The sequence below is a fragment of the Kiritimatiellia bacterium genome, assembly GCA_018001225.1.
Classification (GTDB): Bacteria; Verrucomicrobiota; Kiritimatiellia; order CAIQIC01; family JAGNIJ01; genus JAGNIJ01.
Genome location: JAGNIJ010000026.1, coordinates 1 through 16,241, shown reverse-complemented (window position 1 = coordinate 16,241; position 16,241 = coordinate 1). Strand labels below are relative to the sequence as shown.

Below are 16,241 nucleotides of genomic sequence, written 5' to 3'. Positions count from 1 at the left end.
GAAAGAGGGCGGATATGGCAAGACGTTATCATGTGCAGGGATCGAAGCAGTTCCTGATCTGGGCCATTATTCTACTTGCCATAGGGCTCTGGTGCGTCCGGGACGGGTGGTTCCCCTCGGCGGCGACGCAGGCCGCCAAGTCCGCCCAGGAACTGGCCAATTTTGTCCTGTTCAACAAGAGCCTCGCCATCCTCATGCTGATCGGCGCGGCCATCTGCGGCTATATCCATACCGTGGTCCGATAGGCCTTCGCTTTGCCCTTGACCCTGCGGCCCGCGGGTCTATTATCCTATGATTGTGAGGCAGATAGCCGGGTGAAACGCCCGGCCGGGCCGGACAACCCGGCAGGGTGAAGGAGCGCAGCAACTATGACAAAGCGAGAACTGGTGGTGCGGATTGCCGATGAGACGGGGCTCATCCAGCAGGATGTGTTTGCCGTGATCCAGAAAACCCTCGACTACATCATCGAGGCGCTGAAGAAGGGCGACACGGTGGAGTTCAGGAACTTCGGCGTGTTCGAGGTCCGGGAGCGCAAGTCGCGCATCGGCCGTAACCCCAATCGCCCGACCCAGGTGGTGACGATCCCGGCGCGCAAGGTGGTCAAGTTCAAGCCGGGCCGCATCATGAAACAGCTGATCACCGGGGTTTGAAGACCGCGCCTGAAAGTTCATGACCGTCCCGTCGTTTCAACCCCTGCAAGGCATGTCTGACCTTGCTTCCCCCGATATCCATCTCTGGCAGGAAGTAGAGGAGACCGCCCGCCGCCTCCTGGCCCTGTACCAGGTCGGGGAGGTCCGCACCCCGATCCTGGAGCCCACCGGGCTTTTTGTACGGTCGCTGGGGGAAGGCACCGACGTGGTCCAGAAGGAGATGTACACCTTCGAGGATCGCGGCGGGCGCCAGGTCAGCCTTCGGCCGGAAGGCACGGCGGGCGTCATCCGCTACCTGGCGGGACTGGGGCCCGAAGCCGCGGGCGCCCGGCTGTACTACCTGGGGCCGATGTTCCGCGCCGAGCGGCCGCAGGCCGGGCGCCGCCGCCAGTTCCACCAGTTGGGCGTCGAGCTGATCGGCCCGCCGGGCCCCGCGCAGGATGTCGAGGCCATCGCCCTCCAGCAGCACCTGCTGAACGCCTGGGGACTCAAGGGCGCCCGGATCGAGATCAACAGCCGCGGGCAGCCGGCCGAGCAGGCCGCCGTGACCGAGGGGCTGCGCCGGGCCCTCGAGCCGCACGAGTCCGCCCTGTGCGAGGACTGCCGTCGCCGGCTCCGGACCAACGTGCTGCGCGTGCTCGACTGCAAGCAGGAAGGGTGCCGGGCCATCGCGGACCGGCTGCCGCCGGTGACGGATTTCATGGGCGCGGAATCGAGGGCCTACCTCGAGGAAGTGCGGCGCCTGCTGGGGTTGCTGGAATTGCCGGCCGTGATCAATCCGCGCCTGGTGCGCGGGCTGGACTACTACCAGCACACGATCTGGGAGGTCAAGCACCCCGCCCTGGGCGCGCAGGACGCGCTGGCGGGCGGCGGGCGTTACCGGATCGAATGGGAAGGCGCCGCGATCGAGGGCGTCGGGTTCGCCGCGGGCCTGGAACGGATCGTCACCGCCGTGGCGCAGGACCGGTCCGGCGCGCCGTCGTCCCGGCGCGGCGTCCCGGTGGCGTGGATCGTGTCGCAGGGACCCGGCGCGCTGGAGCAGAACCTGGTGCTGGCACAGACTCTCCGGGCCCGGGGCATCGCCTGCGGCCTCGCCCTGGACGGGCGGAGCGTCAAGGCGCAGATGCGCGCCGCCAACCGGAGCGGGGCCGCCTATGCCGTCATCCGCGGCGAATTGGAATTGCAGAAAGGCCTGGTCGTTTTGAAAAGCATGAAAGACGGGGCGCAGGAGGAGCTGGAATTGCCCGCCCTGGTGGAGCGGCTGATCCTGGCGTCCCGGGCGGAAGGAACTTCGATATGATGCGTTCGCATACCTGCGGGGAGTTGAGAAAGGAGCACATCGGGCAGCGGGTCCGGTTGTGCGGCTGGGTGGACACCGTCCGGGATCACGGCGGCGTGATCTTCATCGACCTGCGCGACCGCTACGGCGTGACCCAGGTAATCTTCGACCCGCGCGATTCGCAGGAAGCCTGGGACCGGGCGCAGGGGACGCGCGGCGAGTACGTCATCCGCATCGAGGGCGCGGTCGAACCGCGTCCGGCGGACATGGCCAACCCGAAGCTGGCCACGGGCGAGATCGAGGTACGCTCGAACACCATCGCGGTCCTTAACCGCAGCGCCACGCCGCCCTTCCCGCTGGACGACGACGAGGCCGCGAAGGTGGCCGAGGACCTGCGGATGGCCTACCGCTACCTTGACCTGCGCCGCCCGCAGATGCAGCGGAACCTGCGGTCCCGCCACGAGATGGTGCAGGCCATCCGGGTGTACCTCGACCGCGCCGGGTTCATGGACATCGAGACCCCGATGATGACCAAGAGCACGCCGGAGGGCGCGCGCGACTACCTCGTGCCCAGCCGCATCCTCCCGGGCACGTTCTACGCGCTGCCCCAGTCGCCGCAGCAGTACAAGCAGCTGCTCATGCTCGCGGGGTTCGACCGCTACTACCAGGTGGCCCGCTGCTTCCGGGACGAGGACCTGCGCGCGGACCGCCAGCCGGAGTTCACGCAGATCGACATGGAACTCTCCTTCGTCACGCCCGAGGACCTTTACGGGATCATCGACGGCCTGCTGGCCGTCATCATGAAGGCGGCGGGCCACGGAGACCTCGCCCTGCCGCTGCCGCGCATGTCGTACGACGACGCGATGAATCGCTTCGGCAGCGACAAGCCGGACGTGCGGTTCGGCATGGAGATGACGGACGTCTCCGACGTGTTCGCGGGCACGCAGCTCAAGGTCTTCGCCAACGTCCTGGGGAAGGGCGGGGTGGTCAAGGCCCTGAACGCGAAGGGGCAGGGGCACACCTCGCTGTCGGTCATGGACGACTGGACGGCGATGGCCAAGGACGCGGGGCTGGGCGGCCTGGCGTACATCCGCGTCTCGCCCGAGGGCGAGTGGAAGTCGCCGATCGCGAAGTTTCTCTCCGAGTCCGAGAGGGAGGGCCTGACGAAGAAACTCGGCATCGAGCCGGGCGACCTGGTGATGTTCGGAGCGGACAAGCTGGCGACGGTCAACACGGCGCTCGGGCGTATCCGGCTGATCGCCGGCGAGGCGGCGGGGCTGATCGATCCGAAGAAGTTCGCCTTCATGTGGGTCACCGATTTCCCGCTGTTTGAAAGAAATGACCAGGGCGAGTTGCAGGCCATGCACCATCCGTTCACGGCGCCGCACGTCCAGGATCTCCCGTTCCTGGAAAGCGATCCGCTGAAAGTCCGGGCGCAGGCCTACGACATCGTGCTGAACGGCGTCGAGCTGGGCGGCGGAAGCATCCGTATACACGACCCGGAACTGCAGGCGAAGATGTTCGGAATACTGGGCATCCCGCCGGCGGAGATCGAGGACCGGTTCGGACACCTGATTCGCGCGTTCAGCTACGGCGCGCCGCCGCACGGCGGCATCGCGCTGGGGCTCGACCGCCTGGTCATGCTGATGGTCGGGGGCGAATCCATCCGGGACGTCATCGCGTTCCCGAAGACCCAGAAGGCGATGGACCTGATGATGAACGCCCCCGCGAAGGTCGACGCGAAGCAACTGCGGGACGTGCACATCCGGCTGGACCTGCCGGCCGGGAATCCCCCTGCCGTCGCGGCCTCAAGCTGATTCGCGCACGACGAGGTGGGGTTTGATGACCCGCACCTCGCCCTTCTCCCCGTTCTTCAGGAGGTCCACGGCGGCCTCGATTTTTTCCTGCAGGCCCTGGCGCACCGTGGTGAGGGGGGGAGAGACCATCCGGGCGAAGGGCAGGTCGTCGTAGCCGACCACGGCGATATCGTCCGGCACCTTCGCGCCGGCCTCCTGCAGGCCGCGGACGAGGCCCGCGGCCATGATGTCCGCCGCGACGATCACGCCGTCGGGCTTCAGTTCCAGCACCCGGCGGGCGGCGCGCCGGCCGCCCTCGAAAGAGGTCCACTCCTCGACCAGGAGAAGGCGGATCCCGGACTGGTCGCAGACCCGCGTGGCGCCCTCGAAGCGGACGGCGGGAATATTCGAGGGGAAGTCCCGCACGGCCCCGCCCACGAAGGCCAGGTGCTTGCGGCCCCGGGTGATCAGGAAATCGGCGGACATGCCGCCGCCCTTCAGTTCGTCCGTCTGAACGCGCATGTGCGTGCGGTGGTGGACGAAAGAGTCGAACAGCACGAGGCGGGCATCGCGCCGCTCGAGCACCGTGGGCATGTCCTTGCCGATCACGCCGAGCAGGATCGCCCCGTCCAGGTTGCGCTCGAGGAGGAAGTTGACGTAGGCCTCCTCCCGGCCGGCGTAGACGCAAAGCGTGCTGCCGGAGGATTGCAGTTCGCGCTCCAGGCGGAACAGGAACTCACCGTAAAAGGGGTTCACCTCCTGTTCACGCTCGGTGGAGTGCGGATCGAAGACCCCGATGATGATGGCCCCGACCAGGCCGGAGCGCTGGCTGGAGAGGGCCGCGGCCGTCAGGTTCTTGACGTAGCCCATTTTTTCGACGACCCGCTGTACGCGTTCCGCGGTCGCGGGGGAGACCTCCGACATGCGTCCCTTGAGCACGTTGGAAACCGTGGCGATGGACACTCCCGCGCGCAAGGCCACGTCATGGATTGTGATGGGACGCGGCTTTCTCGATAGCAGCGGCATAAACGCAACCTGTTCAAACTTAAACGATTATATTGACCACCTTAAACAGTATAGCACAAGCGGTTCTCTCTGTCATGCGAGATGAAATATTTCTCCCCGCCCCCGGGACGAAATACAACACGGAGGCGACATCATGAATATGGGCAAGAGAGGAGAGCATCCATGACAACAAAAGCAAGGACGCGGATTCTGATTCTGGGCATCGTATTGTGGATGACGGGAGGCCGGATACCGCCGGCCGCCGCGGCCAATCCCTGGGCCTTCGGCGCGCAGCGGACCGCGGTGTTCCTGCTCGACTACGCGAGCGACGGGGCGCAGGCGTCGGCCGAGGAATGGCGCTCCGCCTTCTTCGATGCCGATAACTCCTGGGCGGCGTTTATCCGGGAGGCCTCCTGCGGGCAGGCCGACCTGGTCGGCGACGTGTTCGGCTGGTACAGTTTTCCCGCCGAGGAGCTGCGGGAGGGGGTCTGGCCGGACCTGGACCGCGTGTTCGCGGCGGCGCAGGCCGACGTGCCGGATTTCCGGGCGTATAACAAGATTGTCTTCGTGCTCCACGGCGTGCAGGGTCATGCCGCCGGCGTCTCCACCTTCGGCCCCATCGCCATCACGACTCCCGATGGCCAGGTGGCGGCCACCCGCTGCATCATCTGGGATCGCCTGTATCCCTGGACGATAGACGGCACGCGGAATTCCACCGTGACCCATGAACTGATGCATTCGTTCGGCGTTCGGGGACATGCCAACACGCTCGATTGCGGAGCCGCGTTTGTCGGCACGGACCTCAACATCACGCGGCAGTATGCCGGAGGAGATCCTTTTGACATCATGGGCGGGCGCTGGTGGGCAGCCCATCCCAACGCGGCCTTCAAGAGGGAAATCGGTTGGCTGTCGGAGAACGAGGAGATTGTCGCCGATCGGTCCGGCACCCACGTCCTGTACCCGCAGGAAAGAGGCGGACCGGAGACCAAACTTATCACGATCCCCCTGGTCCAACCCATCCCCGTCGTGGCCGATGCGGTGGCCATCAGCCGGTATTACCTGGAATACCGGTTCGCGGCCGGATTCGATGAAAGGCTGCAGGCCCTTCGGGAAGGCCACTTCAATGCGCCGTGGCCGGTGGATACCGGCGGGATCCTGATCCGGGGCGGCATGCTCACCGATGGCGCGCTCGGTACAACCTGGCTGCTCGATGCCGCGCCGGAATCCCTGCCCGAGGAGTACGGCGCCGGCGGCGATTTCGTGGACGCCTTCCTGCTGCCCGGCCGGTCGGTGCTCGATCCCTACAACGGCGTCCGCATCACCTGCGGCGCGCCGCGGGAGGACGGCGGCATCGGGGTCGAGGTGAAGCACCTGGCGGACCTGGAAATCACGTCCGCGGTGATCACGCCCATCCCGGGCCGCACGTCCAGTCGCGCGCGGCTCACGATCCGCAACCGGCTGCCCTGGAACCGGCCGGTCCTGGCCGCGGGCCAGCGGTACGTCTACATCGCCTACGAGGGCCTGGTCCGGGACGCCGCGACGGGCGGGTACACCCGTCCGCGGGTCAAGCCGTCGTGGAACACGGTCATGGCCATCATGGGCACGGCGCTGACCGATTTGCTGGAACGCGGCGAGGCCACGGTGACCCTGTCCATACCCAATCCGGTCAACGGCAGCTTCAACGCCATGGTTTTCATGGTGGATCCGCAGGCCGGCGACTACCAAGGGAATGCGGGTCGGGTCGACGAGACCGACGACACGAACAACCGGATCGTCGTCAACCTGTAGCCGGGGCCGGCTCGGCGGGGGCCCGGTCTTCGCCGAAGACGCCCATGGCGCGGAACTTGTCGTATCGCTGCTGGAGCAGCTGGTCCACGGGCCGCTGCTCCAGGTCCTCGATGTTCCGGAGCAGGGCGTCCTTCAGCGTGGCCGCCATGGCGGCGGGGTCGGCGTGCGCGCCGCCCGGTGGCTCGGGCAGCACCTCGTCCACCAGCCCGGCCTTGAGCAGGTCCGGCGCCGTGAGCTTCAGCGCCTCGGCCGCCCGGCTGGCGTGGGCCCGGTTCTTCCAGAGGATCGCCGCGCAACCCTCCGGCGAGATGACCGAGTAATAGCTGTATTCCAGGATCAGCACGCGGTCGCCCACGCCGATGCCCAGCGCCCCGCCGCTGCCGCCCTCGCCGATGACCGTGACGACGATCGGCACGGGCAGCCGGAACATCTCGCGCAGGTTGACGGCGATGGCCTCGGCGATATGGCGCTCCTCGGACTCGATGCCCGGGTAGGCGCCCGGGGTGTCGATCAGCGTCACGATGGGCGTCCCGAACTTGGCGGCCAGCTTCATGAGGCGCAGCGCCTTGCGGTAACCCTCGGGATACGCGCAGCCGAAATTGCGCTCGAGGTTGCTCTTGGTGTCGCGGCCCTTCTGGGTGCCGATGAACATGACGCGGCGGTCGCCCAGCCACGCGAAGCCGCCGATGATGGCGCGGTCGTCCGCGTGAACCCGGTCGCCGTGCAGCTCGGTGAAATCCGCGGTCATCGCGGCCAGGTAGTCCAGCATGTACGGCCGCTGCGGATGCCGCGCGACCAGCACCTTGTCCCACGCGCCGAGGTTCTGGTACACCTCGCGGCGCATCTCGGTGATCTTGTTCTGCATGCGCTCGACCTCGAGCGACACGTCGATGTTCTGGGCCTGGCTGAAAGCGCGGAGGTCCTCGAGCTTCTTCTCCAGGTCCAGGATCGGCTTCTCGAAGGGCAGGATATAAGGGGGCACGGATGTTCCTCCGCGATGCGTTATTCCACGATGCGGACCGGGGTGCCTTCCGGCACCAGGTTGAACAGTTCCTCGACTTCCGCGTTGAGCAGCCGGATGCAGCCGGCGCTGGCCTGTTTGCCGATCGTGTCGGGCTCCCACGTGCCGTGGATGCCGTAGCCCGGGATGTCCAGGGACAGCCAGTGCGTCCCCAGCACGTTCTCGGGATCGCCGAACGGGATCGGCTTGCCGTCGGGCCGCCACCACGTCGGCTGCGCGATTTTCTCCTTGATGACGAAATCGCCCACCGGCGTCTTGCCGAACTCGCCCGTGCCCACGCGGTAGCGCTTGAAGAACCGGTCGTTCATCCGGACCACCAGGTCGTTGCGGGTCTTGCTGACCTCGATGGTGAACCGGCCCTTGAAGATACGGAACCGGTCGCCGGCCCGGATCACGTCGCCCGGGATCCGGTTGCCGCGGCGGATCACCTCGACGGTGGTCCCGAATTTCTTCCGTAGCTTGTCCAACGAATCGCCCGAAACGACGACGTACTCCTCCTTTTCCGGCATCATGCGCGGGCTCATCAGGAGTTCGATATTGACCTCGCCGAGCAGGGCTTCCGCCCCCGTCCGCGCGACCTCGTTGGAGGACTGGTCCAGTGTCTGCCAGGCCGTGTCGCGGGCCTCGACCAGTTTGTCCGCGGCGCGCAGATCCCGGGCCCGGGCCAGCAGCCCCAGGCCGGGATCCATCGCGGGCGCGGCGGGGAGGGGGACGGACTTTACCGGGGCCGGCCCGGCTTCCGGGGCTGCCGCTTCCACGGTCTCGGGCGCGGGAACCGGCTCCGGCTCCTCGCGCCGGGGCCGCCGCCAGAACCACCAGGCCGCCAGGAGCGCCACCAGCAGGAGAATCAACGCCACCAGGCAGCCCCGGGTCGACCGTTGGGGCCGGAGGTACAGGTCCTTCATAGGAGCGCCTCGAGATCGCGGATGACCAGGCTCAAGGACGGATACCGGTCATCCGGCTGCTTGGCCAAGCACTTCAGCACCAGGGATTCCATGGCCGCCGGCACCTCGGGGTTGTACTGGCGCGGGCGGGTGGGGGGGGTGTTCGGATCGATCTGCGCGGCGCGGACCTGCTCGATCTTGTCGCCCTCGAAAGGCTTGTGGTAGGTCAGCATCTCGTAGAAGGTCACGCCGAGGCTGTAGATGTCCGACCGCTCGTCCACGACGTGGCGGGTCAACGCCTCGGGCGCGATGTACGACGGCGTGCCGGGCAGTTCCTTCACGCGGATCGGCCGGCGCTTGCGCTTCATGGCCAGGTCGAAGTCGATGATGACGATGTGGCCGTCCGGCCGGACCAGGATGTTTTCCGGCTTCCAGTCGAGGTGGAGGAAGCCTTGCGAGTGGATGTAGAAGAGGGCGGCCGCCATCTGGCGCATGAGGGAGAGGACGTTCTGGGTGAGAAGGGGATCGCGGTAGAGGATCAGGTCGCGCAGGGTACGCGACTCGACGAATTCCAGGGTCATGTAGGGGATGCGCCCCTCGTAGCCGGTCTTGAGCACCTTGACGATATGCGGGTGGTTCAGCTTGGCCAGCACCTTGGCCCCGTGGAAGAACCGCTTGCGGAAACGCCACTTGCGGGCCCAGTTCTCCAGCAGGTAGCGCAGCACGACACGGTTTTGGGAGCTGTCCAGCGCCACGAACAGGCGCGTCATCCCGCCGCCGGCCAGGTTGCGGACAATGGCATATCCGGCAAATTCCCGTGTGTTCATCGCGCGTAGTTTACCGGAGCCGCCGCGGAAAAAAAGGCAAAAAATGGGCCTTGCGGACCCCGGCTCGAACACGCTGTAATGCTTTCCGGCGAATCCCCATGAGCCGGATGTGGCATAAAGCGGCGGCGTGTTGGCTGGACATGCTCTACCCGCGCGGGTGCGCGGGTTGCGGAGGCCCGGCCGCGGACGGGGAGGGCTATCTCTGCTGGAACTGCCTCGCGGCCGTCCCGTTCGTGCGGCTGCCGTTTTGCGCGCGGTGCGGGGATCCCATCGAGGGCCGGGTGGACCACGCCTATACCTGCTACACCTGCACGGCCGAGCCCATCCACTTCGAACGCGCCCGCTCGGCCGTGCGCTACCGGGGCGTCGCACAGCAACTCCTGCGCGCCTTCAAGTACGACGCGGCCCTCTGGCTGCAGCCCGACCTGGACCGCCTGCTGCACGGCTGCGTCGAGTCGCAGTTCACCGACCTGGAGGCGGATGCCGTCGTCGACGTGCCGCTGTACCCCGCGAAGGAGCGTGAGCGCGGCTTCAACCAGGCGCAGCTCCTGGGCGCCGCGCTCGCCCGGAATCTGCGCAAACCCTTCCTGCACGGCTGCCTCCGGCGCGCCCGGCCCACGCCGACCCAAACTCATTTGACAGCCCCCCAGCGGGCCGCTAACGTTAAGGGCGCTTTCGAGGTCCGCAAGCCGCAATGGATAGAAGGGCTGCGGCTGCTGCTGGTCGACGACGTGATGACCACGGGAGCGACGGTGAACGAATGCGCCCGGGTGCTCAAGGTGTGCGGCGCATCGAGGGTGTACGTGGCCACGCTGGCCCGCGGGTGAGTCGGGAAACCGGAGACGCCCATGGCTTTTTTAAGGAAGAGAAACTATTCCACGGTCAAGGTCCGTAAACGGGACATGCCCGACGGGCTCTGGCTGAAATGCCCCTCCTGCAACGAGATCATCTTCAAGCAGGAACTGGAAGCCGCCTTGAGCGTCTGCCCGAAATGCGAGCATCATTTCCAGGTCGGTCGCCGCCAGAGACTCGAACTGCTCGTCGAGCCCGGCTCGTTCGAGGAGTGGGACGACCACCTCCACAGCGTGGACGCGCTGGGCTTCACCGGCACCGCGCCGTACCTCGAGAAGCTCGAGGAGAACCGGAAAAAGACCGGCTTCCGCGACGCGATGATGTGCGGCCGCGCGCGGATGGGCGCCCACCGGGTCGCGATCGGCGTGATGGATTTCAGTTTCCTCGGCGCCAGCATGGGCTCCGTGGTCGGGGAAAAGGTGACCCGTCTCGTCGAGCGCGCCACGCGCGAGCGGCTGCCCGCGCTCATCAGTTGCGCCTCGGGCGGCGCCCGCATGTACGAGGGCATGTTGAGCCTCATGCAGATGGCCAAGACCAGCGGCGCCCTCGCCCGGCACGCGGACGCGGGACTGCCGTACATCAGCCTCCTGACCCATCCGACCACGGCCGGCGTCATGGCCAGCTACGCCACCCTCGGCGACGTCATCGTCGCCGAGCCCGGCGCCCTCATCGGCTTTGCCGGCCCGCGCGTGATCAAGGAGACCACCCAGCAGGACCTCCCCGAAGGTTTCCAGCGGGCGGAGTTTCTCCTGAAGCACGGGCTTATCGATCTGATCGTGCCCCGCAAGGAACTCAAGGCCACCCTCGTGCGCCTGCTGGATTTCATGATGGGCCGCCCGGCCGCGGCGCCGCTGGCTCCGTCCCCGGCGCCCGAGCCGGAACCGGCGGCGCCGACCGAGGCCTAGGATCCGCGATCGGCGCGGCGGGAAGATCATGAAGACGGACGCGCCAACGGCCCCTTTCCTGGAACGGCTCTACCGCCGCACGGCCCACGGCATCAAGATGGGCTTGGAGACGATGGACGCCCTTGCCGCGCGCCTCGATCGTCCCGAGCGGACCTTTGCCTGCGTTCACGTGGCCGGCACCAACGGCAAGGGCTCCGTGTGCGCCGTCGTCGAGCGCGCCCTGCGCGCGGCCGGCTTCGTCACCGGCCTCTACACCTCGCCGCACCTCGTGCGGTTCCACGAGCGGATCCGGGTCGGGGGCCGGCCCGTATCCGACGAGGAACTCGCCGGCCTGATCGAGGCCGTGGACGCTGCCGACCGGGCCGGCGTTGCCGCGGGCGGACGCGAGGCCACCTTCTTCGAATTCGCGACGGCCATGGCCTTCGAACACTTCCGGCGGAGCGGGGTGCAGATCGCCGTGCTGGAGACCGGGCTCGGCGGCCGGCTCGACGCGACCAACATCGTCCGCCCGCTCGTCTGCGTGATCACCCGGATCGGGATCGAGCACACGGAGTATCTCGGGTCCACCCTGGAACAGATCGCCGGCGAGAAGGCGGGGATCATCAAGCCGGGCGTCCCGGTCGTCGCCGGCGCGATGCCCGACCAGGCCCGCGCGGTCGTGCGGTCCGTCGCCCGGGAGCGCGGGGCGCCCTGGATTCCCGTCGAGGAGACGGTGAACGTGCGTTCACCTCGCGCCACGCTGGACGGCCAGAGCATCCAGGTCGAAACCGCGGAGGCCGTGTACGGGCCGCTCATTTTGCCCCTGCTTGGGGCGCACCAACTGGAAAACGCGGCCACGGCCGTGGCGGCCCTGGAGGGCCTGGGCGGCCTGTCCTCCTTTTCCTGCGGCGAGGACGCGATCCGGTGCGGTCTCGAGCGGGTCTGGTGGCCGGCGCGGTTCCAGGTCCTGTCGAAGAATCCGCCGGTCATCCTGGACGTGGCGCACAATCCCGACGCGGCGCGAGGGCTGGCCGACACGCTCAAACGCGTGCTGCGCCGGAAGGAGGTCGGACTGGTCACCGGGCTGCTGGCCGACAAGGACCTCGCGGGGTTCATCCGGCCGCTGGCGTCCTGCGTGAAAAAATGCTGGGCGGTGCCGCTCCGCAGCGAACGCGCCCTCCCGCTGGACCGGCTCGTCTCCGGCCTCCGGGCCGCCGGCCTGGAGGCGGAGGGCCTCCCGCTGCGCGAGGCGCTCCGGCAGTCGAAGGAATGGGCCATCCAGCGGGACGGAGCCGTCTGCATCGCCGGCTCGTTGTTCCTGGCCGGCGAGGTCTTCGAGGCGATGGGCCTTCACGACCTGGAGCCCCTGCGCCGCGAGGCGGAAAGGGAGGAGCCATGAAGGCAATCGAATTCATCGCGCGGGGCGTCCTGGCGGCGGGCGGCAAGGTGCTGGTCTGCCGGAACCGGAAGAAGGGCAACTGCTACCTGCCCGGAGGGCACATCGAGTGGAACGAAAGCGCGCCCGCCGCGTTGGCCCGCGAGATGCAGGAGGAGACCGGCCTCGCGTGCCGCGTCGGGCGGTTCCTCGGGGCCATCGAGCACACTTTCCTCCACAAGGGCGAGCGCGTGTGCGAGATCAACCTGGTCTTCGAGTTGCGGCTGCCCGGCCGCCGCCCGGGCGCGCCCGTGCCCTCGACGGAGGAGAAGCTGGAATTCTTCTGGTGGCCGATCCGCCGCCTCGGCGACCTTGCGGTCGAGCCGGCGCCCCTGCGCATATGCCTCGGGGCCTGGCTGAAGAAGCCCGGCGCGGCCCCGTGGGCCAGCACCTACCCGCGCTGATCCGGCGGCGATCCTACACCTGGGCCAGGAGCACGACGTAGTTCTTGCCGTGCTTCTTCGCGCACTTCGGGCAGGTGGTGTAGTAGAAGTACAGCTTCCGGAGTTCCCGGCCCTTGTCTTTCACGTGCTGCTGCATCTCCCGGATCCAGGTTCCCATGTTCCGGTAGGGCCCCTCGAAGACCTTCGAGAGAAACGTCCCCGAGATCCGGGCCATCCGCGCGCCCGGCACGTCCCTCGTCGCCTCGAGATACACGTCCGCGCCCCACAGGGAGTTCTCATCGGACAGGACGAGCATCGGGTCCGGCCTGGCGCCGGCGGCCTCGAGCGCGGCGACGCCGCGCGTCATCACCGCGCCGAAGTTCAGCGGGATGTGCAGGAAGCTCCTCACGCGGTCCCGCACGAAAAGCCGATCCCGCCACTCGAGCTCCTTGTCCTTCCACGGCCCGGGATCGAACTCCGGGCAGCACGCGTCCTTACGTTCCGTGGTCATCGCCGGTCCTCCTGGTTACGGTTGTTCGAGCCCGTCCAACGCATACAGCGCCCTGGCGCACTCGGGGCACAGGCCGTGCGTGCACTGCGTCCCGGAATGCACCTTCAGGTACATTTCAATCTGGTTCCAGTACCCCTTGTCGTCGCGCACCTTCTTGCACTGCGCGCAGATGGGCAGGAACCCCGACAGCGTTTTCACCTCGCGCGAGAAGTACAGGATGATGGCATGGATCAACGAGGTGAACAGCGCGGCGGAGCCGAGGAAAAACACGTTCATCATCAGGTCGCGGAACGTGAAGGGCAGGAGGGAGAGCAGCCCGAAATGGAGCAGGAGGACGATCGCCGTCATGGCGGTGTAGTAGCGGGTCTCGATCCGGAAGAACACGGAGGACACGATGATGCACAGGACCACGCCCGAGTAATAGGACGATGCGAACCCGTCGCCGGTGGCGTAGCACATGACGCTGATGCTCCAGGCCGCGGCGATGAAGATCAGCGTCATCACGACGTGCTCCTTCAGCCGTCGCGTGACGGCGAGCAGGAGGAGAAAGACGCCCATCGTGCTAAGCCGGATCTGGAGTATCAGCCCCGTGTGCTCGGGGTACATGATGACATCGAGCAGGAAGAAGAGGGGATAAAACGTGAACGCGATCGTGAAGGCGAAAATGAAGGAAATGCGTTTGGACAGGATGTCTATACTCATGATATCCCCCGCGACCAACGGTGTCTGAACCCCGGCGCTGTCCGAGGCGCTCTCTCCTGTTGGCGGGCACTCTTGTCCGTCGCCGCGGGAATGTCAAGAAATAGACGCCGGGCGTTGACTCGATGCGGGGCGTCCACTAGAGTCCGGTCCATGAAACTCCGAAACGCTCTCCTCCCGATCCTGCTCCTGTGTTCCGCCGGCTGCGGGCATCGCGAACCGGCCGAGGTCCTGACAACGGCGGAACTGATCCGGCGGTGGGGCGATCCGCTCCAGGCGGCGCGCCTCGACGTGCCCGACACGACGCTGCTTTCCTCCGTGGACCCGAGCGGCAAGAACGACGACTACAACCATCCGCTGCGCAAGGGCCCGAAGGGCTGGGTCGTGCTGGCGGACCTCGAGGGGCCGGGCTACCTGTCGCGGTTCTGGTTCACCGGCGCGGACAACGGCCAGCACCGGCTTCGCCTCTACTTCGATGGGGAGCGCGAGCCCTCCGTGGATACGACGCTCGAAGGCTTCTGCGGCGGCACGGATCCCTGGCGCCACCCGCTGGCGGCCTACGAAAACTACTGCTGGTTCAACCTGGTGCCCGTCCCGTTCCGGAAGCGGTTGGTGGTCATGGTCCAGGAAGGCGGCTTCAAGCCGGGCGGCTGGCCGCGCCTGTTCTACCAGATCAATTACTCGCGCCTTCCCGAAGGGATGACGACGGAGGAATTTCGCGGCGTGTATTCCAAAGAGGCCCTTGCGGAAATCCAAAAAATCCGCGACGCCTGGGCCGCCGGCGGCCGGGCGCCGGTGCCGGAGGGTTGCACGGCGGCCGAATCCACGCGCACGCTGCAGCCCGGCGAGTCGGCGGACCTGCTGGACGTGACCGGCCCCGCCGTGATCCGGGAGTTGAGCCTCACGCCGGACTACGGGCCGATCGCGGACCCGGTGGCGCGCGAGGGCCTCGGCCGCGAGCTGGTGCTGAAGGTGCTCTGGAACGATGCCGGGGCCGCCGCGGTCGAAACGCCGCTCGGCGATTTCTTCGGGCAGGTCTGGCGGCGGGTCCGGTATCACTCGATGTTCTTCGGCCTGACGAACGACACGTTCGTCTCGCGGTTCCCGATGCCCTTTGAGAAGCGCGCGCGCGTGCGGGTGGAAAATCAATCGGACCGCCCGGTCACCGTGTCGGCCCGCGCCGAGGTGCAGGCGCTGCCCGCGTGGGAGCCGGGGTGGGGGTACCTGCACGCGCACTGGTCGAAGAGCACGGCGCGCGACGTCGGCCGGCCGCATCCCATCCTGGACACGGAGGGCGCGGGCAAGTACGTCGGCTGCATCCTCGCCGTCTTGAGCGAGGACCGGAGCTGGTGGATCCTCGAGGGCGACGAGGAGATGTATATCGACGGCGCCGCGGCCCCGCGCTGGCGGGGCACCGGCCTGGAGGATTACTTCAACGGCGGCTGGTACTACCAGAACGTCATCGCGCGGCCCGTGCACGGGCTCCCGTTCAAGGCCTTTTTCCGCACCGTCCAATACAAGCTGCACCTGCTGGACGCGCCGAGGTTCGAGCGCGCGTTCCGTATGCATTTCGAGCGCGGCCCCGATCACGCGAGCCGCGGCGCGATGGAGAGCGTCGCCTGGTACTACCTCGCCGAGCCGCGCCCCGCGGGCTCGGTGCTGGGCCCGGCGGCCGACCGCCGCCCGCCCCGCGATCCCCTGGCCGAGGGCACGGTCATGACCGAGCTGCTCAACTTCGAGCGGTTCGGCGACTACCGCGGCGCGCGGGAATACATCGACGCCTTCCTCCAGCTGTATCCGAAGTTCCCGCGCGCCGCCCTCCTCAAGCTGCGGCAGCTCGCCTACCGGGAGCGGCTGGAAGGGATCGAGGCCGTGCGCCCGGAATACGAGAAGTTCATCGCCGGCGAGACGGATGCGGACGCCCTCGAGCAGGCGAAACTGCTGCTCTGGTTCCACGAGAGCCCGGACCACGCGCTGTTGAGCCTCTACAGCACCGCGCCCGCGCGCGCGCTGCTGGACGGGCAGGACGCGGTCTCGGCGGGCCGGCCCGAGCGGGCGATGGTCCAGGGTGTGACGCTCGGCCCGGGCCGGCATGCGCTGGCCCTGCACACGCTCTGGAGCCCGTATCCCAGCTGGCTGCAGGCGGCCCTGCGCATGCACCCCGGGCTCCTGGTCCCGCCGCCCGAGTGGAAATACCTCTTCCCGCCGGCGGGGGGCTGGGGGGGGG

General features: G+C 67.5%; 16 protein-coding genes. 10 read left to right on the top strand and 6 right to left on the bottom strand.

The annotated features are described in order from the left end of the window. Positions 1-14 precede the first annotated feature (14 nt). From KA248_09895 to aspS, 4 genes are all read left to right on the top strand, one after another. Positions 15-245, top strand: a complete 231-nt coding sequence (locus KA248_09895) for a hypothetical protein (GenBank protein MBP7830216.1) — start codon at positions 15-17, stop codon at positions 243-245. Between the two features lie 123 nt (positions 246-368). Further along, complete coding sequence (locus tag KA248_09890; GenBank protein MBP7830215.1) at positions 369-650, top strand: integration host factor subunit beta; 282 nt, start codon at positions 369-371, stop codon at positions 648-650. 19 nt (positions 651-669) lie between these two features. Beyond that, positions 670-1,950, top strand: coding sequence for a histidine--tRNA ligase (locus KA248_09885; protein ID MBP7830214.1), 1,281 nt, complete (start codon positions 670-672; stop codon positions 1,948-1,950). Next, positions 1,947-3,746 carry an aspartate--tRNA ligase gene (aspS, locus tag KA248_09880; GenBank protein MBP7830213.1) on the top strand — a complete coding sequence of 600 codons (1,800 nt, stop codon included), beginning with the start codon at positions 1,947-1,949 and terminating at the stop codon, positions 3,744-3,746. Before KA248_09885 ends, aspS begins: the two co-directional genes overlap by 4 nt. Here the strand turns inward: aspS and KA248_09875 are convergent. Then, complete coding sequence (locus tag KA248_09875) at positions 3,738-4,751, bottom strand: LacI family DNA-binding transcriptional regulator (protein MBP7830212.1); 1,014 nt, start codon at positions 4,749-4,751, stop codon at positions 3,738-3,740. The two genes, aspS and KA248_09875, sit on opposite strands and share 9 nt — an antisense overlap. A gap of 162 nt (positions 4,752-4,913) precedes the next feature. On the opposite strand from KA248_09875, the gene KA248_09870 reads away from it, so the two are divergent. Beyond that, complete coding sequence (locus tag KA248_09870) at positions 4,914-6,518, top strand: hypothetical protein (protein MBP7830211.1); 1,605 nt, start codon at positions 4,914-4,916, stop codon at positions 6,516-6,518. Here KA248_09870 and KA248_09865 read toward each other — a convergent pair. The 3 genes from KA248_09865 to KA248_09855 are packed head-to-tail and all read right to left on the bottom strand — an operon-like array spanning position 6,508 to position 9,250. Then, entirely contained in the window at positions 6,508-7,500 is a 993-nt protein-coding gene (locus tag KA248_09865; GenBank protein MBP7830210.1) for an acetyl-CoA carboxylase carboxyltransferase subunit alpha, read from the bottom strand. The two genes, KA248_09870 and KA248_09865, sit on opposite strands and share 11 nt — an antisense overlap. 20 nt (positions 7,501-7,520) lie before the next feature. Further along, complete coding sequence (locus tag KA248_09860; GenBank protein ID MBP7830209.1) at positions 7,521-8,444, bottom strand: L,D-transpeptidase family protein; 924 nt, start codon at positions 8,442-8,444, stop codon at positions 7,521-7,523. Continuing rightward, on the bottom strand, positions 8,441-9,250 hold the full coding sequence (locus KA248_09855) for a serine/threonine protein kinase (GenBank protein MBP7830208.1): 810 nt from the start codon (positions 9,248-9,250) through the stop codon (positions 8,441-8,443). The genes KA248_09860 and KA248_09855 overlap by 4 nt, the downstream gene beginning before the upstream one ends. A gap of 98 nt (positions 9,251-9,348) precedes the next feature. On the opposite strand from KA248_09855, the gene KA248_09850 reads away from it, so the two are divergent. From KA248_09850 to KA248_09835, 4 genes are read left to right on the top strand one after another with little or no spacing between them, the layout of a single operon-like run. Next, entirely contained in the window at positions 9,349-10,077 is a 729-nt protein-coding gene (locus KA248_09850; protein ID MBP7830207.1) for a ComF family protein, read from the top strand. Positions 10,078-10,098: 21 nt separating this feature from the next. Then, on the top strand, positions 10,099-11,007 hold the full coding sequence (locus tag KA248_09845; GenBank protein ID MBP7830206.1) for an acetyl-CoA carboxylase carboxyltransferase subunit beta: 909 nt from the start codon (positions 10,099-10,101) through the stop codon (positions 11,005-11,007). Positions 11,008-11,035: 28 nt separating this feature from the next. Then, positions 11,036-12,385: a bifunctional folylpolyglutamate synthase/dihydrofolate synthase gene (locus tag KA248_09840; GenBank protein ID MBP7830205.1), complete on the top strand. Its 1,350-nt coding sequence runs from the start codon at positions 11,036-11,038 to the stop codon at positions 12,383-12,385. Next, positions 12,382-12,825, top strand: a complete 444-nt coding sequence (locus KA248_09835) for an NUDIX domain-containing protein (GenBank protein ID MBP7830204.1) — start codon at positions 12,382-12,384, stop codon at positions 12,823-12,825. The genes KA248_09840 and KA248_09835 overlap by 4 nt, the downstream gene beginning before the upstream one ends. A 13-nt stretch (positions 12,826-12,838) precedes the next feature. On the opposite strand, the gene KA248_09830 is transcribed toward KA248_09835, so the two are convergent. Together KA248_09830 and KA248_09825 are read right to left on the bottom strand one after the other, a co-directional pair. Continuing rightward, positions 12,839-13,315: a hypothetical protein gene (locus tag KA248_09830; protein MBP7830203.1), complete on the bottom strand. Its 477-nt coding sequence runs from the start codon at positions 13,313-13,315 to the stop codon at positions 12,839-12,841. Positions 13,316-13,330: 15 nt separating this feature from the next. Continuing rightward, complete coding sequence (locus tag KA248_09825; protein MBP7830202.1) at positions 13,331-14,017, bottom strand: hypothetical protein; 687 nt, start codon at positions 14,015-14,017, stop codon at positions 13,331-13,333. 150 nt (positions 14,018-14,167) lie between these two features. On the opposite strand from KA248_09825, the gene KA248_09820 reads away from it, so the two are divergent. Next, positions 14,168-16,241 (top strand): DUF2961 domain-containing protein (locus tag KA248_09820; protein MBP7830201.1); only part of this gene is annotated, 2,074 nt, incomplete at its 3' end.